The organism is Dactylosporangium thailandense (assembly GCF_059739745.1).
Genome location: NZ_AP029195.1, coordinates 10192941 through 10217668, shown reverse-complemented (window position 1 = coordinate 10217668; position 24728 = coordinate 10192941). Strand labels below are relative to the sequence as shown.

Annotated in this window: 23 protein-coding genes and 1 pseudogene; 13 read left to right on the top strand and 11 right to left on the bottom strand. The window is 72.0% G+C overall.

What is annotated here, in order from left to right; genetic code table 11:
* Positions 1-51: 51 nt before the first annotated feature.
* The 9 genes and pseudogenes from AC6JBM_RS45485 to AC6JBM_RS45445 all read left to right on the top strand — a co-directional run bounded on the left by AC6JBM_RS45485 (position 52) and on the right by AC6JBM_RS45445 (position 9620).
* Complete coding sequence (locus AC6JBM_RS45485; RefSeq protein WP_497979884.1) at positions 52-1350, top strand: acetyl-CoA C-acetyltransferase; 1299 nt, start codon at positions 52-54, stop codon at positions 1348-1350.
* A 29-nt stretch (positions 1351-1379) separates the two neighbouring features.
* Positions 1380-2951 carry a hypothetical protein gene (locus AC6JBM_RS45480; RefSeq protein WP_497979883.1) on the top strand — a complete coding sequence of 524 codons (1572 nt, stop codon included), beginning with the start codon at positions 1380-1382 and terminating at the stop codon, positions 2949-2951.
* A 13-nt stretch (positions 2952-2964) separates the two neighbouring features.
* Positions 2965-4395 carry an adenylosuccinate lyase gene (purB, locus tag AC6JBM_RS45475; protein ID WP_497979882.1) on the top strand — a complete coding sequence of 477 codons (1431 nt, stop codon included), beginning with the start codon at positions 2965-2967 and terminating at the stop codon, positions 4393-4395.
* 177 nt (positions 4396-4572) lie between these two features.
* The gene (gene purS, locus AC6JBM_RS45470) at positions 4573-4839 is read left to right on the top strand and encodes a phosphoribosylformylglycinamidine synthase subunit PurS (protein WP_350620573.1); all 267 of its coding nucleotides are present in this window, start codon (positions 4573-4575) and stop codon (positions 4837-4839) included.
* Entirely contained in the window at positions 4836-5516 is a 681-nt protein-coding gene (gene purQ / locus AC6JBM_RS45465; protein ID WP_497979881.1) for a phosphoribosylformylglycinamidine synthase subunit PurQ, read from the top strand. Before purS ends, purQ begins: the two co-directional genes overlap by 4 nt.
* A 14-nt stretch (positions 5517-5530) precedes the next feature.
* A pseudogene (purL, locus tag AC6JBM_RS45460) lies at positions 5531-7891 on the top strand (phosphoribosylformylglycinamidine synthase subunit PurL); the annotation flags it as partial.
* 6 nt (positions 7892-7897) lie between these two features.
* Positions 7898-8659, top strand: a complete 762-nt coding sequence (locus AC6JBM_RS45455) for a 2-phosphosulfolactate phosphatase (protein WP_497979880.1) — start codon at positions 7898-7900, stop codon at positions 8657-8659.
* A 515-nt stretch (positions 8660-9174) separates the two neighbouring features.
* Positions 9175-9327, top strand: coding sequence for a hypothetical protein (locus AC6JBM_RS45450; protein ID WP_497979879.1), 153 nt, complete (start codon positions 9175-9177; stop codon positions 9325-9327).
* Positions 9324-9620 carry a ribbon-helix-helix protein, CopG family gene (locus AC6JBM_RS45445; RefSeq protein WP_497979878.1) on the top strand — a complete coding sequence of 99 codons (297 nt, stop codon included), beginning with the start codon at positions 9324-9326 and terminating at the stop codon, positions 9618-9620. The genes AC6JBM_RS45450 and AC6JBM_RS45445 overlap by 4 nt, the downstream gene beginning before the upstream one ends.
* Before the next feature lie 40 nt (positions 9621-9660).
* On the opposite strand, the gene AC6JBM_RS45440 is transcribed toward AC6JBM_RS45445, so the two are convergent.
* From AC6JBM_RS45440 to AC6JBM_RS45410, 7 genes are all read right to left on the bottom strand, one after another.
* Entirely contained in the window at positions 9661-9888 is a 228-nt protein-coding gene (locus tag AC6JBM_RS45440; protein ID WP_497979877.1) for a hypothetical protein, read from the bottom strand.
* Positions 9889-9967: 79 nt separating this feature from the next.
* Complete coding sequence (locus AC6JBM_RS45435; protein WP_497979876.1) at positions 9968-10897, bottom strand: glycosyltransferase family 2 protein; 930 nt, start codon at positions 10895-10897, stop codon at positions 9968-9970.
* A gap of 15 nt (positions 10898-10912) precedes the next feature.
* Complete coding sequence (locus AC6JBM_RS45430; RefSeq protein WP_497979875.1) at positions 10913-12133, bottom strand: acyl-CoA reductase; 1221 nt, start codon at positions 12131-12133, stop codon at positions 10913-10915.
* A gap of 11 nt (positions 12134-12144) precedes the next feature.
* Positions 12145-13194 carry a LuxE/PaaK family acyltransferase gene (locus AC6JBM_RS45425; protein ID WP_497979874.1) on the bottom strand — a complete coding sequence of 350 codons (1050 nt, stop codon included), beginning with the start codon at positions 13192-13194 and terminating at the stop codon, positions 12145-12147.
* On the bottom strand, positions 13191-14543 hold the full coding sequence (locus AC6JBM_RS45420) for an AMP-binding protein (RefSeq protein WP_497979873.1): 1353 nt from the start codon (positions 14541-14543) through the stop codon (positions 13191-13193). Before AC6JBM_RS45420 ends, AC6JBM_RS45425 begins: the two co-directional genes overlap by 4 nt.
* Positions 14540-15280 carry an SDR family NAD(P)-dependent oxidoreductase gene (locus AC6JBM_RS45415; RefSeq protein WP_497979872.1) on the bottom strand — a complete coding sequence of 247 codons (741 nt, stop codon included), beginning with the start codon at positions 15278-15280 and terminating at the stop codon, positions 14540-14542. Before AC6JBM_RS45415 ends, AC6JBM_RS45420 begins: the two co-directional genes overlap by 4 nt.
* On the bottom strand, positions 15264-15509 hold the full coding sequence (locus AC6JBM_RS45410; RefSeq protein WP_350620558.1) for an acyl carrier protein: 246 nt from the start codon (positions 15507-15509) through the stop codon (positions 15264-15266). The genes AC6JBM_RS45415 and AC6JBM_RS45410 overlap by 17 nt, the downstream gene beginning before the upstream one ends.
* Before the next feature lie 90 nt (positions 15510-15599).
* On the opposite strand from AC6JBM_RS45410, the gene AC6JBM_RS45405 reads away from it, so the two are divergent.
* Genes AC6JBM_RS45405 through AC6JBM_RS45395 form a run of 3 tightly spaced genes read left to right on the top strand, consistent with a single transcriptional unit; the run spans position 15600 to position 17923 of the window.
* The gene (locus tag AC6JBM_RS45405) at positions 15600-16100 is read left to right on the top strand and encodes a GNAT family N-acetyltransferase (RefSeq protein ID WP_497979871.1); all 501 of its coding nucleotides are present in this window, start codon (positions 15600-15602) and stop codon (positions 16098-16100) included.
* Between the two features lie 49 nt (positions 16101-16149).
* Complete coding sequence (locus AC6JBM_RS45400) at positions 16150-16644, top strand: SigE family RNA polymerase sigma factor (RefSeq protein WP_497979870.1); 495 nt, start codon at positions 16150-16152, stop codon at positions 16642-16644.
* A gap of 1 nt (position 16645) precedes the next feature.
* The gene (locus AC6JBM_RS45395; protein ID WP_497979869.1) at positions 16646-17923 is read left to right on the top strand and encodes a hypothetical protein; all 1278 of its coding nucleotides are present in this window, start codon (positions 16646-16648) and stop codon (positions 17921-17923) included.
* Here the strand turns inward: AC6JBM_RS45395 and AC6JBM_RS45390 are convergent.
* Both AC6JBM_RS45390 and AC6JBM_RS45385 read right to left on the bottom strand, forming a co-directional pair.
* Positions 17920-19146, bottom strand: coding sequence for an FAD-binding oxidoreductase (locus AC6JBM_RS45390; protein ID WP_497979868.1), 1227 nt, complete (start codon positions 19144-19146; stop codon positions 17920-17922). The two genes, AC6JBM_RS45395 and AC6JBM_RS45390, sit on opposite strands and share 4 nt — an antisense overlap.
* A gap of 191 nt (positions 19147-19337) precedes the next feature.
* The gene (locus AC6JBM_RS45385) at positions 19338-20144 is read right to left on the bottom strand and encodes an alpha/beta hydrolase family protein (RefSeq protein WP_497979867.1); all 807 of its coding nucleotides are present in this window, start codon (positions 20142-20144) and stop codon (positions 19338-19340) included.
* Between the two features lie 335 nt (positions 20145-20479).
* Between AC6JBM_RS45385 and AC6JBM_RS45380 the strand changes: the two genes are divergently transcribed.
* Entirely contained in the window at positions 20480-22558 is a 2079-nt protein-coding gene (locus tag AC6JBM_RS45380) for a S9 family peptidase (protein ID WP_497979866.1), read from the top strand.
* A gap of 146 nt (positions 22559-22704) precedes the next feature.
* Here the strand turns inward: AC6JBM_RS45380 and AC6JBM_RS45375 are convergent, their stop codons facing one another.
* Positions 22705-23661 (bottom strand): threonine ammonia-lyase, encoded by a 957-nt coding sequence (locus AC6JBM_RS45375; protein ID WP_350620544.1) that lies wholly within the window; start codon positions 23659-23661, stop codon positions 22705-22707.
* 79 nt (positions 23662-23740) lie between these two features.
* Entirely contained in the window at positions 23741-24712 is a 972-nt protein-coding gene (locus AC6JBM_RS45370; RefSeq protein ID WP_497979865.1) for a TAXI family TRAP transporter solute-binding subunit, read from the bottom strand.
* Between the last annotated feature and the right edge of the window lie 16 nt (positions 24713-24728).

The following is a 24728-nucleotide window of genomic DNA, read 5'->3' as shown; positions in this document are numbered from 1 at the left end:
CATGAGTAGGGTAGCGCCAGAATGCCCTGCCCCGTCGAGAAGGAGACTCCGATGGCCCCCTCGAATGCCCCCTCGGAACCCCCCGTCCGGGTCGCGGTCGTCGGCGGCAACCGCATCCCCTTCGCCCGCTCGGGCAGCGCCTACGCCACTGCATCAAACCAGGACATGCTGACCGCCGCCATAGACGGGCTCGTGGCCCGCTTCGGCCTCGCGGGTGAGCGGCTGGGCGAGGTCGCGGCCGGTGCGGTGCTCAAGCACAGCCGCGATTTCAATCTGACACGGGAATCGGTGCTCGGCTCGCGGCTCGACCCGCGGACCCCGGCGTACGACGTGCAGCAGGCCTGCGGCACCGGGCTCGAGGCGGCGATCCTGGTCGCCAACAAAATCGCCCTCGGCCAGATCGAGGTGGGCATCGCCGGCGGCGTCGACACCACCTCGGACGCGCCGCTCGGCGTCAACGAGGACGCCCGGCGGATCATGATGGAGCTCAACCGGTCCCGCTCGCTCGGCGCCCGGCTGCGCGCGGTGAGCCGGTTCCGCCCGGCGCAGCTCAAACCGGACATCCCGCGCAACGCCGAGGCGCGCACCGGGCTGTCGATGGGCGAGCACGCGGCGCTGACCGCGGCCGAGTTCGGCATCGGCCGCGAGGAGCAGGACGAGCTGGCGCTGGCCTCGCACCAGCGGCTCGCCGCCGCCTACGAGCGCGGGTTCTTCGACGACCTCGTCACGCCCTACCTCGGCCTCGCCCGCGACCAGAACCTGCGCCCGGACACGTCGCCGGCGAAGCTGGCCGGGCTCAAGCCGGTCTACGGGCGCGGCCCCACCGCGACCATGACGGCCGGCAACTCCACCCCGCTCACCGACGGCGCCGCCGTGGTACTGCTGGCCTCGGAGGCTTGGGCGAAGGCGCGCAAACTGCCGGTGCTGGCGTACTTCGAGGCCACCGAGACGGCCGCCGTGGACTTCGTGAGCGGGCAGGACGGGCTGCTCATGGCCCCGGCGTACGCGGTGCCCCGGCTCCTGGCCCGCTCCGGCCTGAAGCTGCGGGACTTCGACTACTACGAGATCCACGAGGCCTTCGCCTCGCAGGTGCTGGCCACCCTCAAGGCCTGGGAGGACCCGCGCTTCTGCGAGGAGCGCCTCGGCCTCGACGAGCCGCTGGGCGCGATCGACCGCGCGAAGCTCAACGTGAACGGCTCGTCCCTGGCCGCCGGGCACCCCTTCGCCGCGACCGGCGGCCGGCTCGTGGCCACCCTCGCGAAACTGCTCGCCGAACGGGGCTCCGGACGCGGCCTGATCTCCATCTGCGCGGCGGGCGGCCAGGGGGTCACGGCCATCTTGACGCGCTGAAAGTGCGCCGGGCCCATAGCATCGACGGCATGACCGTCCAGCCGACGATGCTGCGCCCGGCCACCCCCCGACCCGCCTGGCAGGTGGTCGTCGGCCTCGTACTGGTGCTCCCGGCGCTGGTGCTGCTCATCACCTCCTACGTCGAGCCCGTGTTCTGGACCTTCAAGAGCTCGTTCAACCGGCTCAGCGGCCTGCGCACGTTCTCCGGCGCCGCGACGGGCGAATCCGTCGGGTTCGACAACTACCGCAAGGCGTTCGAGAACGGGCTGGGCGGCGCGATCGGCACCACGCTGCTGCTCGCGCTCCTGCCGCTGCTCGCCGTGGTCGTGGTCGCCCCGGCCGTGGCCTGGGCCGCCGAGACCACCGGTCGCACGGGCCGCTGGGTCGCCCGCGGCCTGCTGACCTTTCCGCTGGTCGCGTTCACGCCGTTCGGCATCGCGGTCGCGCACTTCGCCGACGGGCACTCCCAGCTCTCGGCCTTCTGGCTGGGCACCTTCGGCGTCGTCACGGCGGCCGCCGCCCTGCTCTACCTGGCCGCCTTCCGCAGCGGCCGCAGCCCGTGGCCCGGGGTGGTCCTCGGCGGGCTGCTGGCCGTGCTGACCGTCATCGGCCTGGCCCTGCAGGAGTTCGCGTTCGCGCAGGTCTTCCAGGAGGCCACGCCGGTGCTGCAGATGACGCGGTACGGCTTCGTCAACTTCAACTTCGGCGTCGCCACCGCGATCTCGTCGGTCCTGCTGGTGCCCCTGATGCTGCTCGGCGCCGCCGCGACCGTCCTGATCATCGTGACCAACCTGCGCTTCCAAGTCACCAGCGCAGTCACCGGCGTCGTCCGCGAGGGGCGCGCCTGGGGCCGGGGCCCGCTGGGCGGCCTGCTGCTCATCGTGCTCGTCGTCACCCTGATCGGGATCTGGCCCTGGCTGAGCCGCATCACCGACGACAACGACAAGCTCCCGGCGACCTTCGCCAACACGTGGCTGCCGCCCCTGATCTCCACGCTCATCGGGGTGACCGTGGCCGGGCTGGCCGCGTTCGGCATCAGCGGCCTGCGCCCCCTCGGCCGCTACAGCGAGCTGCTCCTGCTCCCGTTCGGCCTGTTCCTGTTCGTCGGGGTCGGGCCGCTCGTGCTGCGCGAGTACGCCGCGGGGGCGACCGCCGGCCGGCTCAACACGTTCCTCGCCCTCGTCCCGCCGTCGCGGGTGACCATCCCGGCGCTCATCCTGCTGGCGATGCTGTTCCGCGGCCAGGCGCTGCGGCGCGAGGTGCTGCACCAGGAGGGGCGGCCGGCCTCCTGGTGGTCGGTGATCTGGCCCGGGCTGCCGATGCTCGGGATCGCCTACCTGGCCACCTGGTTCGTGCAGGCGCAGGACGCGCTGTGGCCCTTCGTCAACGGCACCAACACCCATCCGACCGGGACCTACGCGGTGATGATCACGATGCAGCAGTACGGCCGCCACCTGGACGAGCTACCGCTGGCCCGGCTCCTGCCGCTGCCCATGTTGCTGCTGTTCCTGGTGCTCGGGATCGCGGCCCAGCTGCTGTACGCCGACCGTGTCGCCCTGCACTACGGCCAGCCCGAGCGTGATCACCCGCCCCGGACGTAGTCACAATGGAGGCGTGAACAAAGCGCGGATTCCCGATGTGCTCGCCGCCCGTTACGCCTCGCCCGAGCTGGTCGAGGTGTGGTCGCCCGAGGAGAAGGTCCGGCTCGAGCGCCGGCTCTGGCTCGCCGTGCTCAAGGGCCAGCGCGACCTCGGCGTGGCGGTGCCGGACGGGGTCGTCGAGGCCTACGAGCGGGTCCTCGACGACGTCGACCTGGTCTCGATCGCCGAGCGCGAGCGGGTCACCCGGCACGACGTGAAGGCCCGCATCGAGGAGTTCTCCGAGCTGGCCGGGCACGAGCACATCCACAAGGGGATGACCTCCCGCGACCTCACCGAGAACGTCGAGCAGCTGCAGATCCGGATCTCCCTCGAGCTGGTCCGGGACCGGATGGTGGCGACGCTGGCCCGGCTCGCGGCGCGGGCGAAGCAGTACGACGAGCTGGTCATGGTCGGCCGCTCGCACAACGTGCCCGCGCAGGCCACGACGCTCGGCAAGCGCTTCGCCTCCGCGGCCGAGGAGCTGCTCATCGCGTACCGCCGCCTGGACGAGCTGATCGAGCGCTATCCGCTGCGCGGCATCAAGGGCCCGGTCGGCACCGCGGCCGACCAGCTCGACCTCTTCGGGGGCGACGCGGGGAAGGTCGCCGAGCTGGAGCGCAAGGTGGCCGAGCACCTCGGCTTCCGCAGCGTGCTGACCAGCGTCGGCCAGGTGTACCCGCGCTCGCTGGACTTCGACGTGGTGTCCGCGCTGGCCCAGGCCGTCGCCGGCCCGTCGAGCCTGGCCACCACGATCCGCCTGATGGCCGGCTACGAGCTGGTCACCGAGGGCTTCAAGGCGGGCCAGGTCGGCTCGTCGGCGATGCCGCACAAGATGAACACGCGCTCCTGCGAGCGGGTCAACGGGCTCGCCGTGATCGTGCGCGGCTACCTGTCGATGGTCGGCGAGCTGGCCGGCGACCAGTGGAACGAGGGCGACGTGTCGTGCTCGGTCGTGCGGCGGGTGGCGTTGCCTGACGCGTTCTTCGCGGTCGACGGGTTGTTTGCGACGTTTTTGACGGTACTGGACGAGTTCGGCGCATATCCGGCGGTCGTGGCGCGGGAGCTGGATCGGTACCTGCCCTTCCTGGCCACCACCCGGGTCCTCGTCGCGGCCGTCGGGCGCGGCGTCGGCCGTGAGGATGCTCACGAAGCCATCAAGGAGCACGCCGTCGCCGTGGCGCTCGCCATGCGCGAAAAGGGCATCCAGGACAACGACCTCCTTACCCGGCTGGCCGGCGACGAGCGGCTGCGGCTGTCCACGGGCGACGTGCAGGCCCTCGTGGCCGACCCGTCAGCGTTCGTCGGAGCGGCATCGGCCCAGGTGGCGGCCATCGTCGAGCAGGTCTCGGCGGTCGTGGCGGCCCACCCTTCGGCGGGTGCTTACGTGCCACCTCCCATCCTCTGAGCGTCGATCTTGGGCTTCTCGGCGGATCGGTAAGATGCGAGTCGGGCGATGTTCTCTAGGGCTTCGCCGCGTGGTCGTCCGAACCGTGTGACACGGGCGGTGATCTGCGGCGGAGCCCCGCCCGGTAGGCTCGTGTCGCTCGCCCTCGAGCGCCCGACTCAACGTCAGGAGTGCCCCGTGGCCCGCGTCGTGGTGGACGTCATGCTCAAACCGGAGATCCTCGACCCGCAGGGTCAGGCCGTCGCGAACGCGCTTCCGCGTCTCGGCGTGGACGATGTCGCCTCCGTGCGCATCGGCAAGCGGATCGAGATCGAGTTCGCGGGCTCCGCGGACCTCGACCGCGCCCGTGAGATCGCCGACAAGCTGCTCGCCAACCCCGTGATCGAGGACTTCACCCTGCGGGTCGAGGAGCAGCCGGAGCCGGCGGAGGTCGAGGAGCAGTGACCGCCCGCATTGGGGTCGTCACGTTCCCCGGTTCGCTCGACGACCGCGACGCCGCCCGTGCCGTGCACCTCGCCGGGGCCGCGGCCATCCCGCTGTGGCACGCCGACGGCGACCTCTACGGGGTGGACGCCGTCATCCTGCCAGGCGGCTTCTCCTACGGGGACTACCTGCGCGCCGGCGCCATCGCCCGGTTCTCCGCGGTCATGGACTCGATCGTGAAGGCGGCCGGCGAAGGGCTGCCCGTGCTCGGCATCTGCAACGGCTTCCAGGTGCTCTGCGAGGCCCACCTGCTGCCGGGCGCGCTCACGCGCAACCAGCACCTGCACTTCCGCAACCGCGACCAGGGCCTGCGGATCGAGAACAACACGACCGCGTGGACGGTCGGCTTCCAGCCGCGCCAGGAGATCGTCATCCCGGTCAAGAACGGCGAGGGCTGCTACATGGCCGATTCGCGGACCCTGGACGAGCTCGAGGCGGAGGGGCGGGTCGTCGCGCGGTACATCCGCGGAAACCCCAACGGTTCGCTGCACGACATCGCGGCGATCAGCAACGCAGCCGGCAACGTCGTCGGGATCATGCCCCACCCGGAGCACGCGGTGGAGGTGCTGACCGGTCCCTCGATCGACGGGCTGGGCATCTTCACGTCCGTGCTCGCTCACCTTGGAGCCCGTGTATGACCGCGGAAACGTTCGACACCGTCGATGAGGCCGCCAAGACTCCGGACGACGAGCAGCCTTACGAGGAGCTGGGTCTGCGGGAGGACGAGTACCAGCGCATCCGCTCGATCCTGAGCCGCCGCCCGACCACGTCGGAGCTGGCGATGTACTCGATCATGTGGAGTGAGCACTGCTCGTACAAGAGCAGCAAGGTCCACCTGCGCCAGTTCAGCGAGAAGGCCCCCAAGTCCGACCTGATGCTCGCGGGCATCGGCGAGAACGCGGGCGTGATCCGCATCTCCGACGAGATCGCGGTCACCTTCAAGGTCGAGTCGCACAACCACCCGAGCTTCGTCGAGCCGTATCAGGGCGCGGCCACGGGCGTGGGCGGCATCGTCCGCGACATCCTCGCCATGGGCGCCCGGCCGGTCGCGGTGATGGACCCGCTGCGCTTCGGCGCCGCCGACCACGAGGACACCAAGCGCGTCCTGCCCGGGATCGTCGCCGGCGTCGGGGGCTACGGCAACTGCCTCGGCCTGCCGAACATCGGCGGCGAGGTCGTCTTCGACCCGTGCTACCAGGGCAACCCGCTGGTCAACGCGCTCTGCGTGGGCGTGCTGCCGGTCAACCGCCTGCAGAACAAGGAGGCGCACGGCCCCGGCAACATCGTCGTGCTCCTGGGCGCGAAGACCGGGCGCGACGGCATCGGCGGCGTGTCGGTGCTGGCCAGCGCGACCTTCAACGCCGACGGCCCGGCCCGCCGCCCCTCGGTGCAGGTCGGCGACCCGTTCATCGAGAAGCTGCTCATCGAGAGCTGCCTGGAGCTGTACGAGCGCGACCTGATCGTCGGCGTCCAGGACCTCGGCGGCGCGGGTCTGACCTGCGCCCTGACCGAGACCAGCGCCTCCGCCGGCACCGGCATGGACATCAACCTGGACACGGTGCCGCTGCGCGAGGCCTCGATGGACCCGCAGGAGGTGCTGGCCAGCGAGTCGCAGGAGCGCATGCTGCTCATCGTCGACCCGGCCAAGCTCGAGGAGGTGCTGCGCGTCGCCGAGCGCTGGGGCGTCATCGCCACCGCGATCGGGACCGTCACCGAAACCGGCCGGCTGGTCATCACCTGGAAGGGTGAGACCGTCGTCGACGTGCCGCCGGGGTCGCTGGTCGACGACGGCCCGGTGTACGCCCGGCCGATGCGCGAGCCCGCGGACCTCATCCTGCTGCAGGCCGACCGCGCCGAGACGCTGCCCCGCCCGCGCACCGGCGTCGAGCTGCGGGAGACCCTCCTGCGGCTGGCCGCCAGCCCCAACCTGTGCGACAAGAGCTGGGTGACGGAGCAGTACGACCGGTACGTGCAGGGCAACACGATCCTCGCCCAGCCCGAGAACGCCGGCGTGATCCGCATCGACGAGCAGAGCGGCCTCGGCGTCGCCCTGTCGGTGGACGGCAACGCGCGCTTCGCCCGCCTCGACCCCTACAACGGGGCCAAGCTGGCGCTCGCCGAGGCCTACCGCAACGTGGCCGCGTCCGGCGCCACCCCGCTCGCCGTGACCAACTGCCTCAACTTCGGCTCGCCGGAGGACCCGCAGGTCATGTGGCAGTTCGCCGAGGCCGTCCGCGGCCTGGCCGACGGCTGCGCGGAGCTGGGCATCCCGGTCACCGGCGGCAACGTCTCCTTCTACAATTCCACCGGCACGCAGGCCATCCACCCGACCCCGGTCGTGGGCGTCCTGGGCATCATGGGCAACGTCGGCAGCCGCGTCCCGATGGGCTTCGGCGGCGACAGCGACCTGATCGTGCTGCTGGGCGAGACCACGGAGGAGCTCTCGGGCTCCGAGTGGGCCTGGGTGACCCACCAGCACCTGGGCGGCCTGCCCCCGCGCGTGAACCTGACCCGGGAGCGCATCCTGGCCTCGGTCCTGACCGAGGCGGGCGAGCGCGGCCACCTGTCCAGCGCGCACGACCTCTCGGACGGCGGCCTGGCCCAGGCTCTGGTCGAGGCCACCCTGCGCTACGACTGCGGCGCGAACATCAACCTGCCGGAGGGCCTGAACCCGTTCGTCGCCCTCTTCTCCGAGTCGACGGCCCGGGCCCTGGTGTCCGTCCCGCGCGGCCACGAGAAGGCGTTCACCGCCCTGTGCGCCCAGCACGGCCTCCCGGCCACGGTGATCGGCTCGGTCGACGGCCGCAGCCGCACGCTGGACATCCGCGGCCAGTTCACGATCGCCCTGGACGAGCTGCGGTCCGCCTGGATGGGCACCCTGCCGGCCCTGTTCGGCGAGGTGTCGACGGAGGCCCCGGCCTACCGCGCCCCTTCGCCGGAGTTCGACAGCGTCTTCGAGAACGTCGAGGCCCCCGAGGTGCCGCACGCCCCGCTAGACACCGACGAGACCTGACCTCGAATGGCTGAGGGCGTCTACAGCCAGCCCGGCTCGGGCGCCCGTTTCGACTGGGGCCCAGCGGGCGCGGCCGAACTGGCCCGCGTCTGCTCGGTCCTGGTGGTGGTGGACGTGCTGTCCTTCTCGACCGCGGTGGACGTCGCGGTGAGTCGGGGCATCCGCGTCCACCCGTTCCCCTGGAGCGACCAGGCCCACGCGTACGCGACCCGCTTGGGCGCGGCCGTGGCGGTCGGCCGCCGGCAGACCACCGCCGAGCACCCCTGGAGCCTGTCCCCGGCCGCCCTGCAGTCGGCCCCGCTGGTCGACCAGCTGGTCCTGCCCTCCCCGAACGGCGCCACGATCTGCTCGGCCGCGGCATCGACGGGCGTCCCGGTGGTGGCCGCGTGCCTGCGCAACGCCCCGGCGGTGGCCCGCTGGCTGCACGCCCACGGCCACGGCACCCCGACGAGCGCGGTGGGGGTGATCGCGGCGGGCGAGCTCTGGCCGGACGGCACCCTCCGCCCATGCGTCGAAGACCTCCTCGGCGCGGCCGCGGTGCTGGACGGACTCTCGATGCTGGGCTCACCGTTGTCGGTGGAGGCCGCGGTCTCGCTGGCCGCCTTGGCCGCGGTGCGCAACGTGGGGGCGGCGGTGCGGCGGTGCGTGAGCGGGCAGGAGCTGATCCAGCGGGGCTTCTCGGAGGACGTGCGCCTGGCCGCCCAGTCGGGCGCCTCCCACACGGTGCCGATCATGACCGACGGGGAGTCGTTCGCCTCGGCCGCCTAGCCGCCGTCGCGGTAGAGCGATTGGTGAAGATCGCATCCGCAGTGTTCGGGACCGCTGCTTCCAGGTGAGGCGCGTCGCGGCACAACGGGGCCGAAAGGCCTGTGAAGCGTCGAACCTTTGAAGCCATGGAGACGCGGAGTCCTCACCGGCTTTCAACACTTGCGCACGCAGCGCGTCTGAGCTGCCCTGATAGCCATCACGGGAGCATCGATGACACTCCTCAGGCACAGATGTTGTCCCCCGCACAGTCGCCATTCTCAGCTGCTCGACCTAAACGGCCCAGGTACAGCATGTTCGGCGGCCACCCCGCCGCCGGGCAGACGGTGTGAATCTCACCGGTCATATGGCCATCGGGGTATTACCGGTAATACGGTGCTCCCGTCAGCGAGTTGCAGTGGCGGATGCCGCAGCCGGATGAAGTCCGCAGGCGACCTTGAGGGATGGGCTGACCGTGGCCGACGTCGCCGAGGCCCTACCGCGACGAGCGGCTGCAGCTCCGGGCGCACAGCGACCTCTTGCTGCTCGTGGTGGCCGAGACGGACGCCCTTGTGCTCGTTCGGGTGTTGCTGGTGCGCAACGACGACTCGTTCGTCTGGCGGGTGCACAACGCGCGCCTGGCCAGCGCTGCCGATGGTGAGCAGTGGAAGCAGAGGGGAGATCAGCGATGACCGGGACGCCGGATTTCGAGCGGATGAGCAGGGACGAGATCGCAAACTGGCTGCTGGAGGCCGACGACATCACTCCGTGGCGCGAGTGGGCGAAGCCGTCGAGCCTGTCCGGGCCTTTCGTCCAGGTCGACCCGGCCGGCGAGGCTGTGGAGCGGGTCGTGACGGTGAAGATGTCCAGCGACATGGTCGCGCGGCTGGACAGCGCCGCCGGCCGCGATCGAGCCGGCCGATCCGGCATCATCCGGGCCGCAGTCGAGGAGTACCTGGAACGGCACCAGGGGGAAGCCGCATAAGCCAAGCGATTGCACTAGCCGCCGGCGAGGGGCATTAGGGCTACTCGCAGCCGTCGTCGAACTCGCTGAGCCGGTCCGGGGGCACCATCCGCAGGTCGCCGACGTCGAGCCCGTGGGCGTGCAGGAGTCGCTGCAAGCCGGCGAGGGTCACGAAGGACCGGGCGCCCAGCGGGGAGACCGCCTCGAACCAGGTGCGGCGGCCGCTGTCGTCGAAGTCGCCGACGGTCTCCTCGACCCGCCAGCCGTTCGCGTGGAGCACGACACCCATGCAGCCATGATCGCTCGGCGTTTTCCCTGGTCAAGGGGGCTGCCGGAACTACAGTGGTGGCATTTGAGCCGGTGGCGGCTCAGCCCTCGCTCTTGAGGAAGTGTTCGCGGACCACGTATGTCGGGCGGCCCATGCCGTGGGCGTGTACGCGCCCGAGGTACTCCCCCAGCACCCCGATCCCGATCATCTGCGCCGACGAGAAGATCGTGATCAGTGAGGCGAGCGTCGTGAACCCGGCTACCTTGGTGTCGCCGGTGAAGTAGAGCCACACCAGGCGCAGGGTGAGCAGCACCCCGCAGACGCCGATGAGGAAGCCCAGGTACGTCACGAGCCGCAGCGGCTTCGTGGAGTAGCCGAGGATCATGTTGATCGCGTGCTTCATGAGCGACCGGAACGTGAAGCCCGACCGCCCCTCGGTGCGCTGGTCCATGCGTACGACGACCGAACCGACTCGGGTGGTGGTCCAGGACAGCACGATGTCCACGGACACGTGCGGGCCGCTCACCTGGTCGAAGCCGGAGCGCAGGAAGGTGCGGAAGATGCGCAGCGCGCCGAGGACGTCCGCGTTCGGGATGCCCATGGTGCGGCCCATCACCAGGTTCTTGGCGCCCCACGAGCTCAGGTTGCGCAGCAGGCCGTGCTCCTCGGCCTCGGAGACGGCGTAGACCACGTCCAGGTCGTCGGTGAGCGCGGCGACGAGCTTGGGCAGTTCCTCCGGCGGGTGCTGCAGGTCGTCGTCCATGGTGATGATCCGCTCGCAGGACGCGGCCCGGATGCCGGCGATGAGCGCGTTGTGCTGGCCGTAGTTGCGGGCCATCCGGATCGCCTGCACGTGGGGGTGCTCGGCGGCCAGGTCGCGGGCGACGTCCCAGGTGGCGTCGGTGCTGTCGACCACGAGGACGATCTCGTGCACCGGGTCGATCGCCGGCAGGACCGCGCCCAGCCGCTGGACCAGCCGCGGCAGGATGCTCGCCGAGCGGTAGCAGGGGACGACGACGGAGACTGACACGCGAAGCTCCAAAAATTACGCGACCGTGATGATGCGGGTGAACTCGTGCAGCAGGTCGAGGCCGTCCCAGACGCCGGCGAAGGTCAGCGCCTGCCCGAACGGCACGATCCGGTCCAGGCCGCGCCCGGCCACGAGGGTGACGAAGTCGTCGAGCTCGGCGAGCGTGAAGCCGAAGTGCGCGAGGGTCTGGTCCTTGCGCCGGATCGCCGGGGCGAGCTCGGCGAGCGAGCCGACGGTGACGTGGCAGACGGTGCCGGCGCCGAGCCAGCCGCGCTGCAGCTCCTCGAGGCCGGCCAGCTCCACCTCGGCCAGCGCGTTGCCGGCGAACGTGACCCGGGTCGCGGCGCCCTCGGCGGCCAGCCCGTAGGTGGCCACGTACTTCTCCACCGCCATGGCCGGGTCGACCGTCCAGCCGCGCAGCGAGATCTCCTCGGCCAGCAGGCCCGTGAACTCGGCGCGGGCGTGTTCGGCGTCCGCCGGGTCGCCCACCCAGCACAGGTCCCGCGGCGAGGAGCACGCGGCCTGGTCGAACCAGTAGAGGTCGTTGGCGAAGCCGGCGACCGCCGCGCGCCGCTGCCGCGCCGGGGCCGAGCGCCAGCCGGCGACCGAGATCGCCGCGAACGAGCTGCGGTCCGGGAAGGCCAGCTCGCGCGCCAGCGGGCGGATCGGGTGGCGGCGCAGCGCGGTCACCGAGGCGTCCCCGCCCCAGAGCACCCGCAGGTCACACGCCGCGCTGAGGGCCGCGGTCAGCGTGTCGTCGCGGTCGTACGTCACCATCCGCTGCGTCCGCGCCACGGCCGGATCGGCCTCGGCGAGCACGTCGTTGAGCGCCTCCAGCACCGCGTCGGCCGCGCCGGCGGAGCGGGAGGAGATGCGCACCACGTTGTGGTTGCCGGCCAGCGCCGAGAGCGCCCAGCTGTACACGAAGATCGTGTCCACGTTCGCCGGCGGGAAGTGCAGCACGAGGCCGCGGGGGGCCCGGCGCTGACCGGCCACGCCGTCGCCGAGGCGGGCCACCGCCCGCGCCAGCTCGCCCTTGCGCAGGAAGAAGCCGAGCGAGCCCAGCTCCGGGTGGCGTCGCGCCACGTCGGGGCGCAGCAGGCGGCGGGAGAACGCGACCAGGAAGTCGCGGATGCGCTCGTCGCCGACGACCAGGCGCCCGCCCGGCGGCTCGGCGTTGACCTCGGCCAGGAGGGTGTCCAGGCCGACACCGGCCGAAAAATGCGGAAATTTCATGATGAACTGGCTCAAACGACTGCCCCCGCGAACGTGTCGCTGCAGCCCCGCGCCTCGGCCCGCGGCAGGCGGCCCAGGATCGAGAACCGCTTCCCGGGCCAGGCCCCGTCGTCGACGCCGTGCACCACGCCGAGGTCCTCGGTGAGCAGGACGTGGCCGGGGTACGACTCCGGCAGCGTCGACAGCACCTCGACCAGCCCCGGGCGGCCGGGCGGCAGCGGCTCCCAGGTGTCGGGGTCGCGGATCACGACGTCGGCGAAGTCGGGGCAGTACAGCGAGTCGCCGTCGGGCCCCTCGAGGTAGACGACCCCGATCTGCTCCACCATCCCGTAGAAGTTGTGGATGCGCGTCAGGCCCGTGTCGGTGCGGAAGGCGCGGCGGAACTCGGCGTTGCCCACCCGGCGATCGGCGAGCTTCTTCCAGCCGCCCGAGTGCACGAGGATCCCGTTGGCCAGGTCCAGCCGGTGGTCTCGGGCGAGCTCGTAGAGGTACTGCCACACCATGAAGGTGAAGCCGAACACCAGGAACGGCTTGTCCCCGTGCGCGGCCAGGAAGCCGCGGACCGCCTCGGCGTCGGGGCGCCCGGCCTCGTCCAGGGCCCAGACGTGATCCCGGCCGAACGTGGCCATGCCCAGCACGCCCGCGCCCCGGGCGCTGAACGAGCGCCGGTCCTTGATCACCGACTTGGTGTCGACCACGAGCATCGGCAGCCGGCGCGGGCCCAGCACGGTCTGCAGGGTCTCGCCGAGCATCCTGGTCTGCGCGGCCGCGGCCGCCTTGTCGAGGTAGATCCGGCTCACGTCGCCGGTGGTCCCGCTGGAGGTGAGGACCTTGAACACCTCGTCGTCGGGGATGCTCTTGAGCGCGTGGGTCTTGAACAGCCGCACCGGCAGCCAGGGCAGCTCGGCGGTGTCGCGGTAGACGCGGCCGGTGGGGTGCCCGGTCGCGGCGAGGATGTTGGCGTACGCCGAGCCCCGCGCCCGGTGCCGCTCGGTCAGCTCGATGAGCCGCGGCAGCAGCCGCGCCTCCTTCTCCAGCTCCGGCAGCGTGAAGACGGTCATCGCAGACCCTCCAGCGCGCGGTAGTCGACCTTGCCGTTGCTCAGCAGCGGCAGCGCCTCGATCGCGCGCACGTCGAATCCGGTCCAGTGCAGCTTGAGCCGGTCGGCCAGGGTCCGGCGCAGGTGCGGCGGCTCCCCGTCGGTGACGAAGACGATCAGCTTGTCGTCGCCGGAGACGGCCGCGGCCGGCACGGGCAGCATCCGCTCGACGTCGTCGAGGTTGAGCCGCACCCCGAAGACCTTGCCGAAGCGCTTGCGGCGCCCGTCGATCCAGAGGTACCCGTCCGCGTCGAGCCGCCCCAGGTCACCGGTCACGAGCAGGCCGCCGTGGTCGTCGCCGCGCGCGAGGTCGGCCGCGGTCTCGGCGTAGCCGAGCATGACGTTGGGGCCGCGGTAGAGCACCTCGCCGCGCACGTCCGGCGCGGTGGTCTCGGTGCCGTCCTCGAGCCGGATGCTCAGCCGCCCGCCGGGGACCGCGGGGCCGACCGAGCCGAGCTTCTCGCCGAGCCGGCCGGCCGGCAGGGTGGTGAGGCGCGGGGCGGCCTCCGTCTGGCCGTACATGACGAACAGCCGCCCGCCGACCGACGTCATCCGCTCGTGGAAGTCGCGCACCAGCTCCGGACGCAGCCGGCCGCCGGCCTGGGTGAGCGTGCGCAGCGCCGGGTGCCGGGCGGGGTCGAAGCGCAGGCGGACCAGCATCTCGTACTGCGACGGCACCAACGCCAGCGAGGTCACCCCGAGGCGGTCGATCGCGGGCCAGAACCCGCGGCCGAGCAGCCCCTCGGGCTCGACGACCAGCGTGGCCCCGGCGGCCAGGTGGGTGTTGAGCACGGACATGCCGTAGCTGTAGTAGAACGGCAGCGCGCTGATCGCGACCTCGGCCCCGGTGATCCCGAGCGCCTCGATGATCGAGTCGGCGTTGGCCAGGACCGCGCGGCGGGACAGCCGCACCAGCTTCGGGTCGCCCGTGGAGCCGGACGTGGCCAGCAGCACCGCGAGGTCCGGGTGGGGCGCGGTCTCCGGCGGCGTCTCGCGCACCCAGCCGTCGGCGACGGCCTGGTACGACTTCGGCAGCTCCTCGGGAACGGGCCCGAGGACGGCGGCGGGCTCGAAGCGGTCGACGAACTCCAGCAGGGTCTCGTCCGGCAGCCCGGGGTCGAGCAGCGCGACGGGGCGCCCGGTCTCGAACGCGGTCACGTACCGGACCACGGCCTCCACCGTGGTCGGCATGCGCAGGAGCACGACGCCGGGCGGGACGCCGTCGAAGAGCCCCGGGCGCACCAGGTCCCGCACCACGTCCCCGGTCGCCGCGTCGATGATCCGCGCGTTCGGATGCCGCAGGGTCGTCATACGACCACCCCTCCGTCGACGCCGATGACCTGGCCGGTGACGAACCGGGCCTTCGGCGAGAGCAGGAACGCGACCACGTCGGCGACCTCCTCGGGCCGGCCCAGGCGGCGCAGCGAGGTCGCCGCGATCCGCTCGGCCCGCCCGGCCTCGTCCAGCGAGGCGAGCATGTCGGTCTCGACGAACCCGGGCGCGACCGCGTTGACCCGGATGCCCGCGGGCCCGAGCTCCTTGGCCGCGGCCCGCGCGAGCCCGGCGACGGCGGCCTTCGAGGCGCCGTAGACCGCCTGGCCCGCGGCGCCGGACGTGCCCATGACGGAGGCGAGGAGCACGACGGCGGGAGTCGTACCGCGCCGCAGCAGCTTCACCGCCGCCTGCAGCGTGTGCGCGGCGCCGGCCGCGTTCACGGCGAAGAGCCGGTCGACGGCCTCGGCGCCCATCATCCCGAGCAGCCCGGCCTCGTGCACGCCCGCGTTGACGACCAGCGCGTCGAGGCGGCGGTGGCGCTCGAAGACGGCGCGGACCATGTCGGCGACGTCCTCGGGGCGGCTCACGTCGCCGTGCACGAGCAGGTGCTCGCCCGGGATCGCCTCGGCCGCGGCCTTGGCCGAGCCCTCCTCGCGCCCGTGCAGCACGAGCTGGTAGCCCTCGGCGGCCAGGGCCGCGGCGATCGCCCGGCCGATCCCACGGGACGAGCCGGTGACCAGGGCGACCCGCGTGTGCTCAGCCGGCGAGCGCAACGTCGTGCTTCCCCAGGATCTCGACGGCCTTGTCGAAGGAGCTCAGGTCGATGACCTCGTCGGTGTCGATCATGACGTCGAAGGCGTCCTCGATCTCGGCGATCAGCGTCAGGTGCGCCAGCGAGTCCCACTGCTCGATGCCGCGGTACTCCAGCCGGTCGACGTCGAGGTCCTCCGGCAGGCCCAGCGCCGTGCGGAACGCGGCGCGGAGACGGTCGAGGTTGCTCATCGGCGGTCCTTCGGGGTCGGCGCATCCCTGAGGGTGGTGCGCGAGTTGTACGGATCGTCATGCGGTTCAACGACCCAGGAGGTCCCGAAGGTGCTGCGCGAGGCCCGCGAGTCCGACGTGGAGACGATCCGGAGCTGGCGAAACCACCCGAAGACCAGGGGTGCGAGCATCTACACGGCGTTCATCACGCCCGAGGGGCACGCGCAGTGGTGGGGCACCGTGTGCTCGGACCCGGCCCGGCGGGTGCTGATCTTCTCCTATCGGGGGCGGGACTGCGGCGTCGTGACCTTCAACGATCACGATCCGGCCGCCGGTACCGCCGAATGGGGCTTCTTCCTCGACGTCGACGGCCTCGAGGCGCGCGCCGAGCTGCTGCCGGCCTGGATGGAGCTGGAGAAGGCGGCGGTCGCCTACGCGTTCGGGGAGATGGACCTGCGCGCGTTCGGCGGCCGGACGCTCGCGTGGAACAAGCCGGTCATCGCGCTGCACAAGCGCTTCGGCTTCGTGGAGGTGCCGTCGCGGCGGTACACCACCGAGATCGACGGCACCGAGCAGCTCGTCGTGTGGACGGAGAAGTCGCGTACAACCTGAGCCTCCGCCGCACCCGTCTCAGGGAAGACGATTTCCCGGGAGGTAGCGGATGGACGACTACATCGAGTACGTCACGGCGCGGCTACCGGCGCTGCACCGCCTCGCCTACGTGCTCAGCGGCGACGTGCACCGCGCCGACGACCTGGTCCAGCAGACCATCACCACCCTCTACGTGAAGTGGTCGAAGGTCCGGCGGGCGGAGTATCTGGACCGGTACGTCCGCAGCATGCTCGTCAACACGTTCATCGACGAGCGTCGGCTCGCCTGGGCGCGGGTGCGGCTGTTCGCCGAACCGCCCGAGCGCATCGCACCGGAATCCGACCAGGACGAGCGGACGGCCGTGCGCCAGGCACTCGCCCGCGTGCCCCGCCGCCAGCAGGCGGTGCTGGTGCTGCGGTTCTTCTACGACCTGCCGGTCGCCGAGGTGGCCGAGATCCTCGGGGTGGCCGAGGGCACGGTCAAGAGCCAGACCGCCCACGGACTGGCGGCCCTGCGCCGGCTGCTCGGCGAGCAGACCGTCGCCGCCCTGACCAAGGAGCGCTGAGATGGTGGACCTGAACGAGCACAACGCCCGCGACCTGCTCCGGGCCGGCCTGTCCGCCGAGGTGCCCCGGCCGCCCCGCGTCGACGTCGCCGCCGCCGTGCGCGACGGCCGCCGCCGGCGCTCGGCCCGCCGCGCCGCGCTCGCGAGCGGGATCGCCGTCGCCGTCGCGGTGGTGGTCGCGGTGCCGGCCGCGCTGGCCCTGACCCGCGACGAGTCCGCGCCCCCCGGCCAGGATCCGCCGACGCCCGCGACCCCCTACCCGGTCAACCCGAACACCGGCACGCCGGGCCCGACGCCCGGCCGCTCGCTGGGCGGGCTGCCCGTCGCCAAGCCGCCGTCGAGCTGCGATGTCCACGAGCTGCCGGCCCCGTCGGCGGCCGGGGTCAAGACGCTGGTGACCGCGGCCTCGCCCGACGGCCGAGTGCACTTCGGCCAGGTGTATCTCGCGGACAACGCCAAGCAGGTGGTGCGCTGGCGCGCCGGCCGGCCCGCCATCGTGTCCGTCGAGGGCGACGAGCCGCAGGTCCGGGACGTCAACGGCTTCGGCGACGCGGTCGGCGACTCGACGGTCGACGGCAAGCCGGCCGCCTGGCTGCTGCGCGACGCCGACGACACGGTCGTATGGCTGCCCGGGGGCGAGAACGCGAGCGCCTCCGCCGTCAACGACCTCGGCGAGGTGGCCGGGGATCGGGGCGGCCACCCGATCGTGTGGCACGACATCGGCGCCCCGCCGGTCGAGCTGCCGCTGCCGGCCGGTGCGACCAGCGGCGAGGTGCGGGCCGTCGACGGCTCGGGCACCGTGTTCGGCTCGGTCACGGTCGGCGCGCAGCAGCGGGCCTACGCCTGGGCGAAGGACGGCACCGGGCGTCAGCTACCCCTGCCGCCGGGCACGCCGTCCTCCCCCAACGGCGGGACGCGGCCCGGCCCGAGCTCGCTCGTCTACGACGCCCGCGCCGGCTGGGCGACCGGCGTCGCGGGGCTCTACTCATCGGCCCCCAGGCCGGTCCGCTGGAACCTCAATACGAACACGGTGGAGGTGCTGACCGGCATCGACCGCGTCGTGGCGGTCAACGGCTCGGGCTTCATGATCGCGGCGACCGCCGACGGCCGGGCCGTGCTGCTGGCCGAGGACCAGCGCATCGTCCTGCCGGCGATCTTCAGCCCGACCAAGGACCGCGCGAACGACCCGCTGACCATCAGCGACGACGGGCTGACCATCGCCGGCCAGGCCTGGAAGACCGGCAGCATCTTCCAGGCCGTGGTCTGGACCTGCCACTAGGACAGATCGGGAATGCGGCCCGGCGCCAGCCGGTCCTCGGGGTCGAGGGCCAGCTTGAGCCGGGCCGCCGTGCCCGGCAAGGGCTCGGGGCCGTAGCTCTCCACCAGCTCGCGGAGGTCGAGCGGGGCCCGCAGCAGGGTGCAGCCGCCGCCCCCGCGGGCCAGCAGCACGGTGCGGGCGGCGGTCAGCATGCCGTCCAGCCGCTCCGGGGTGACGGTGTCGGGCAGCGCCACGTGCGCGACGCCCAGGCCCACCGACCCGCGCACGGGCACCGGGACGCCGGCCGCGTCCCGCAGCGCGTACACGACGGCGAAGAGCTCGCTCGAGCGCCCCCAGATCTTGAGGCCGACGTCCTCGGCCGCGAACGGGTAGCGGCCCCACCACGCGGGCGGGAGCGGCTCGACGCTCGCCCCGCCGCCGAGGAGCTTCGCGGCCGACTCGGCCCGGTGCGCGACGAACGCCTCGTCGCCCTCGAAGAGCGCGGCGAGCTCGGCCGGGCGGACCCCGGCGCCGCCGGGCAGGTCGGCCTCGATCGCGGCCGGCTCCAGCGGCGAGGCGGCCAGGCCCTCGGTGAGCTGCTGGACCTCCCGTGGAGTCGACACCGGGCGAACGACCCAGGCGCGGGCGGCCGGGATCGGCTCCAGCCGCACGGTCGCCTCGGTGATCACGCCGAGGGTGCCGTAGGAGCCGCAGACGTACGGCGTCAGATCCCGCCCGTCGACCGAGCGTTCGAGGCTGCCCTCGTCGAGCGCGACCCGCACGCCGGACACGAGATCGCGCGGGGCGCCGAAGCGGTGCCGCAGCGGCCCGGCCTCGTTGGTGGCCAGCACCCCGCCGAGGGTCGCGCCCGGGGAGCCGACGTCGAGCGGCAGGCGGCGCCCCTCCTTGAGCAGGATCGCGCGCAGCGCCCGCAGCGGCGTCCCGGCCGCGACGGTCGCGGCGGTCCGGTCGGGCGCGAGGTCCAGCACGCCGGTCAGGCGCCCGACGTCGAGCAGCACGTCGGCGTGGCTCGGCGGGGCGCCCCAGTCGAGCTTCGATCCCGCGCCGGACGCGACGACGGACAGGCCCTCGGTCGCCGTGAAGCGCAGCACCGCCGCCACCCCGGCGGCGTCCCCGGGCTCGGCCACCCAGCCGACGGGCACGCCGTCGATGGTGTCGCCCGGCCCCGCCTCCCACGCGTGGTCCGGCCCACAGGCCTCGGCCAACGCCTCGATCACCGTCACCGCAAACTCCCGCTTCCCTGGTGTCACCCGCCGTGGACGTGGGGAAGATCGGTCGCTGGGATTCGCGGTAGCCCGGAGAAGAACATGATCCAGGCATTCCCAATGACACGCTCGACTACATCCGGACGCCGATGGGATGCACATGGTGCACCAACCGACACCGAACATACGTTCGAAAGCGTATGGGGTCGCTACGACAGCCGCAAGACCTGCTTGAGGAAGGCCGCCCGATCGGTGGCGGCCGCGGCGAACCCGGCCAGGTCATGACCGGTGTCGTAGTCCTTGCGCTGCTTGGCGCCGGCGACCGCGGCGGCGAGCTCGGCCCGCTCGGCCTCGGGCACGACGGTGTCCTGGGTGCCGAACTGCAGCAGGACGGAGCGCTTGCCCCCGGCGGCGACGTAGGGGCCGGCGTCGAAGCGGGCCAGGGAGTCGAGGTAGGCGTGCCAGTCGGCCGGCACCTTCTGCTTCACCATCCAGCGGGAGAAGCGGCCGGTCCCGCTGGCGAGCACGGCGCCGTTGATGCGGGACTCCAGGCCGAGCAGCACCGCGCCGAGGGCGGCGCCCGAGTGGTGCCCGGCGTAGCCGACCCGCGAGCCGTCGCAGTCGCTGCGCCGGATGAGCAGGTCGAAGGCGCGGCGCTGGGCGACCACGGCGGCGGCGACCATCTTCGCGTCGGTGGCCGGGTCGCCGGTCGGCTTGATCGGCAGGCTGGTGATCATGACCAGCGCCTTCATCTTGGCGATGGCGGTGGCCTCGGCCAGGAGCTTGTCCCGGTCCCCGTCGGGGCCGGTGCCGAAGACGATGGCGGGCATCCGCAGGGTGTCGCCGGGGATGTCGGCGCTCACGACGTACGCGGGGATCTCGTCGTTGCCGCGCGTGTCGGAGTACGTGATGTCCTCGAGGATGACCCCGTCGCCGGAGCGCCTGTCGGTGAGCTGCGCGTTGAGCGTCGAGCCCTTGTCATAGTTGTAGAGCTTCTTGAGCTCCGCGATCGCCACCGCGGGTGGGACGTACCCCGAGGGATCGAACGTCGACGCGGCCTGGGACGCGGCGCTCGGCGAGGCGGAACCGCCTGCCGGGGACCCGCTCCCCGTCCCCGGTGTCGACGACGAACCCTCGGAGCACGCTTGGACCAGCATTGCTGCCAGTCCGGTCACCCCGATGTGCAACACCCCACGACGCCGCACCGTCAACCCTCCGTGGTCTCGCCCGAACTACGAGACCTTGACGGTACCGGCGTCGCTCTCTCCTGATGGACAGACCGCCCAACGACGCGCTCGGTTGCATATCCGCGCGCGGGTTTTGCCGGGGCCAGGGGGTAACGTTTGGCCGTGTGACGACGACCGAGCAGCCGCCCGCCGCGAAGCGGGTCCCGCACGAGCGGGTCCACCACGGCGACACCGTGGTCGACGAGTATTTCTGGCTCCAGAACCGCGACGACCCCGACACGGTCGCCTACCTGGAGGCCGAGAACGCGTTCACCACCGCGGCGACGGCCCATCTCGAGCCGCTGCGCGAGACGCTGTTCAACGAGATCAAGTCGCGTACCAAGGAGACCGACCTCTCGGTGCCGACCCGCAAGGGCGGGTACTGGTACTACACCCGCACCGAGGAGGGCAAGCAGTACGGCATCCACTGCCGGGTGCCCGCGGCGGAGGGTCGCGACGCGCCGCCCGAGATCGGCGACGGCACCCCGCTGCCCGGCGAGGAGGTGCTCCTCGACGGCAACGCGCTCGCGGGCGACTCCGAATACTTCGCCCTCGGCACGTTCGACCTGAGCGTGGACGGGCAGCTGCTGGCGTACAGCACCGACTTCTCCGGCGACGAGCGCTTCACGCTGCGGGTGAAGGACCTGCGCACGCGCGAGGACCGGCCGGACGTCATCGAGAACGCGTTCTACGGCTCGGCGTGGTCCGCCGACGGCTCGACGCTGTTCTACCTGACCGTCGACGAGGCCTGGCGCCCCAACCGCGTGTGGCGCCACGCGATGGGCACGACCGGCGAGGACGCGATCGTCTTCGAGGAGCCCGACGAGCGCTTCTGGGTCGGCATCGAGCTCACGCGTTCGGAGCGGTTCCTGCTCATCGACATCAACAGCAAGGTCACCAGCGAGGTGCTGGTGATCCCGGCCGACGCGCCGCTGACCCCGCCGCGCTCGATCGCGCCCCGGCGGCAGGGCGTGGAGTACTCGGTCGAGCACCACGGCCACCGCTTCCTGATCCTGCACAACGACGGCGCCGAGGACTTCGCGCTCGCCTACACCTCGGTGGACAACCCGGGCGACTGGACCACGCTCATCGAGCACGAGCCCGGCACCCGGCTGCTGCAGGTCGACGCGTTCTCCGGGCACCTGGTGGTCTCGCTGCGCCGCGACGGGCTGACCGGCATCCGGGTGGTGCCGCTGCAGGGGGCCGCGCACTACGACATCGCCTTCCCCGAGCCGCTGTACTCGGTCGGCCCGGAGGCGAACCTGGAGTACGACACCACCTCGTTTCGCCTGCACTACGTGTCGATGGTGACCCCGGACTCGGTGTTCGACTGCAACCTGGACAGCGGCGAGCTGACCCTGCGCAAGCAGAAGCCGGTGCTCGGCGACTTCGACGCGTCCCGCTACGAGCAGCACCGCGAGTGGGCGATCGCCGGCGACGGCACGCGGGTGCCGATCTCCATCGTGGCCCGCAAGGGCACCCCGCGGGACGGCTCGGCGCCGGCGGTGATCTACGGCTACGGCTCCTACGAGTCCTCGATGGACCCGTGGTTCTCGATCCCCCGCCTGTCGCTGCTCGACCGCGGGGTCGTCTTCGCCGTCGCGCACATCCGCGGCGGCGGGGAGATGGGCCGGCGCTGGTACGACGAGGGCAAGATGCTGGCCAAGATGAACACGTTCACGGACTTCATCGCCTGCGCCGAGCACCTGGTCAAGGCCGGCTGGACGGCGCCGGACCGGCTCATCGCCCGCGGCGGCTCGGCCGGCGGCCTGCTCATGGGCGCGGTGGCCAACCTGGCGCCCGGGGCCTTCGGCGGGATCGTGGCGCAGGTGCCGTTCGTCGACGCGCTCAACACGATCCTGGACCCGTCGCTGCCGCTCACCGTCACGGAGTGGGAGGAGTGGGGCAATCCGCTGGAGGATCCGGAGGTGTACGCGTACATGAAGTCGTACACCCCCTACGAGAATCTCGCGGCGGTGCCGTACCCGGCGATCCTGGCGGTCACCAGCCTCAACGACACTCGGGTGCTCTTCCACGAGCCGGCCAAGTGGGTGGCCCGGCTGCGGGTGACGTCCCCGTCGACCCATGTGCTGCTCAAGACCGAGATGGGCGCGGGGCACGGCGGGCCGAGCGGACGCTATGACGCGTGGCGCGAGGAGGCCTTCGTCGTGGCCTGGCTCCTCGATCGGGTCGGGCTGGCCTAGCGCTGGGGCGGGTTGTCCACAGGCTGTGGACAACAACCTGTGGACAACCCGCCGCTAGCCTGTGGAAAACTCGGGTGGAACGAGTGCCCGAGCGCGGCGTGACTGTGCGGATCCCCACAGGCATTACCCACAGCCTGTGGACAACCTTAAGCGAAGAGCTTCGCCGCCAGCTCGGGCGCGATGTTGCCGCCGCTGATCACCGCGACCGTCCGGCCCGCCGGCAGCTCGTCGCGCCGGTGCAGCACCGCGGCCGTCGCCACCGCGCCGCTGGGCTCGACGATCAGCCGGGCCTTGCGCGCGAGCGTGCGGACGGTGTCGAGGATCTCCTCCTCGCTGACGGTCACGATCGCGTCGAGGTAGGTCGACAGGTGGGCCAGCGTCAGCTCGGACAGCGGCGTGCGCAGCCCGTCGGCGACGGTGGCGAGCATCCGCTCGACCGGCCAGACCCGGACCATGCCCGCGGCCAGGCTCTCGGCGGCGTCGGCCGCGATCGCGGGCTCCACGCCGATGACCGCCACGTGCGGGGCGAGCGACTTGACCGCGGTCGCGACCCCGGAGGAGAGCCCCCCGCCGCCGACCGGCACCACGACCACGTCGACGTTGGAGAGGTCCTCGAAGATCTCCAGCCCGATGGTGCCCTGGCCGGCGATGATGTCGGGGTGGTCGTACGGCGGGATCAGCGTCAGCCCCCGCTCCTCGACCAGCCGCTTGGCCTCGATCTCGCGCTGCGACTGCGGGACCAGGATGACCTCGGCGCCGTAGCCGCGGGTCGCCTCGATCTTCAGCGGGGTCGAGACGTCGGGCATGACGACCGTGACCGGCACCCCGAGCGCGCGGCCCGCGTAGGCGAGGGCCTGCCCGTGGTTGCCGGAGGAGTGCGTGACCACGCCGGTGCGCCGGCGCTCGAGGTCCAGACGGTGCAGCGCGTTGGTGGCGCCGCGGAGTTTGAACGCGCCGATGGGCTGCAGGCTCTCGGGTTTGAGCCACAGCTCCTCGGCCCAGGGGCTGGGCAGCAGCGGGGTGCGCACCACGAGCCCGGACACCCGCGCGGCCGCGTCGCGGATGTCGTCCAGGTGAACGAGGTTTTGCTGGAGGGCGGTCACGGCGCCAATCCTGACATCACCTGGCCCGGAGCGCCCTCGTCCCTTGTGCCGAATGAGAGATCCATAACGTCGTGCACACCTACCCGGAGCTGTAGAAGCGCGCGGCGCCCGGATGCAGTGGGATGGGCTCGGTCTGCGGGGCGGTGCCCTTGTCGAAGTTGCCGCCCTCGGGGTGCACCCGGCTCAGCTCCTGCTGATACTCGAACAGCACCTTGGCGAGGTCGTGCGCAAGCTGTTCGGGCATGTCCGGCGAGACGACGATGAAGTTGCCCACGACGATCGTGTCGATGTCGGCGACGGTGTTGTACGCCGCCTTGGGAATCTTCGCGCCGCCGTAGACCGCCCCGTACTTCTGCGTCATCGGCTGCAGCAGCTCGCCGAGCGGGATGATCGCGAACGAGTTCGGCTGGGTGTTGAGCAGGTCGGCGATGCCCGGCGTGGGCAGGCCGCCGGTGAAGAACAGCGCGTCGGTGGTGCCCGCCAGCATGCCCTTCGTGGTCTCCGGCAGCGACAGGCGCTGGCGCACCACGTCGGCGTCGGGGTTGAGCCCGCCGGCGGCGAGGATGCGCCCGGCCAGCACGTCCGCGCCCGAGCCCTGCGAGCCGGTCGAGACCCGCTTGCCGCGCAGGTCCGAGAACTTCGTGATGCCCGCGGCCCGGCGCACCACCAGGTGCTCGTAGCTCTTGTAGATCCGGGCCAGGGCCACGACCTTCTGCGGCTTGCCGTCGAAGGCGCCCTTGCCCGCGTAGGCGTCGGCGGCGGTGTCGGCCAGCGTCAGCGCGATGTCCATGTCGCCGCTCGCGACCCGCTGGATGTTCTCGCCGGACGCGCCGGTCGCCTCCGCACGGGCCTCGTAGCCCTTCACGTGCTTGGTGATCAGGTCGGCGTAGCCGCCGCCGAGCGAGTAGAACACACCGGTCGTGTTGCCGGTGGCGATGAACAGGCGCCCGCCGTGCCACAGCCCGGCGCCGGGGCGCTCGGACGTGCTCGAGCAGCCGGCGACGGCGAGGATCGCCGCCGCCAGCACGAACGCCAGATGCCGTCGTTTCAAGGACGACGCCTTGAGC

What these genes read in the sequence shown, in the direction of transcription:
- AC6JBM_RS45395 (WP_497979869.1), top strand. Translation starts at nt 16,646, where the DNA reads ATGGTGGACCTGAACGAGCACAACGCCCGCGACCTGCTCCGGGCCGGC.
- AC6JBM_RS45455 (WP_497979880.1), top strand. Translation starts at nt 7,898, where the DNA reads ATGGCTGAGGGCGTCTACAGCCAGCCCGGCTCGGGCGCCCGTTTCGAC.
- AC6JBM_RS45440 (WP_497979877.1), bottom strand. Translation starts at nt 9,888, where the DNA reads ATGGGTGTCGTGCTCCACGCGAACGGCTGGCGGGTCGAGGAGACCGTC.
- AC6JBM_RS45480 (WP_497979883.1), top strand. Translation starts at nt 1,380, where the DNA reads ATGACCGTCCAGCCGACGATGCTGCGCCCGGCCACCCCCCGACCCGCC.
- AC6JBM_RS45445 (WP_497979878.1), top strand. Translation starts at nt 9,324, where the DNA reads ATGACCGGGACGCCGGATTTCGAGCGGATGAGCAGGGACGAGATCGCA.
- AC6JBM_RS45400 (WP_497979870.1), top strand. Translation starts at nt 16,150, where the DNA reads ATGGACGACTACATCGAGTACGTCACGGCGCGGCTACCGGCGCTGCAC.
- AC6JBM_RS45410 (WP_350620558.1), bottom strand. Translation starts at nt 15,509, where the DNA reads ATGAGCAACCTCGACCGTCTCCGCGCCGCGTTCCGCACGGCGCTGGGC.
- AC6JBM_RS45425 (WP_497979874.1), bottom strand. Translation starts at nt 13,194, where the DNA reads ATGACCGTCTTCACGCTGCCGGAGCTGGAGAAGGAGGCGCGGCTGCTG.
- AC6JBM_RS45430 (WP_497979875.1), bottom strand. Translation starts at nt 12,133, where the DNA reads ATGAAATTTCCGCATTTTTCGGCCGGTGTCGGCCTGGACACCCTCCTG.
- AC6JBM_RS45420 (WP_497979873.1), bottom strand. Translation starts at nt 14,543, where the DNA reads ATGACGACCCTGCGGCATCCGAACGCGCGGATCATCGACGCGGCGACC.
- AC6JBM_RS45485 (WP_497979884.1), top strand. Translation starts at nt 52, where the DNA reads ATGGCCCCCTCGAATGCCCCCTCGGAACCCCCCGTCCGGGTCGCGGTC.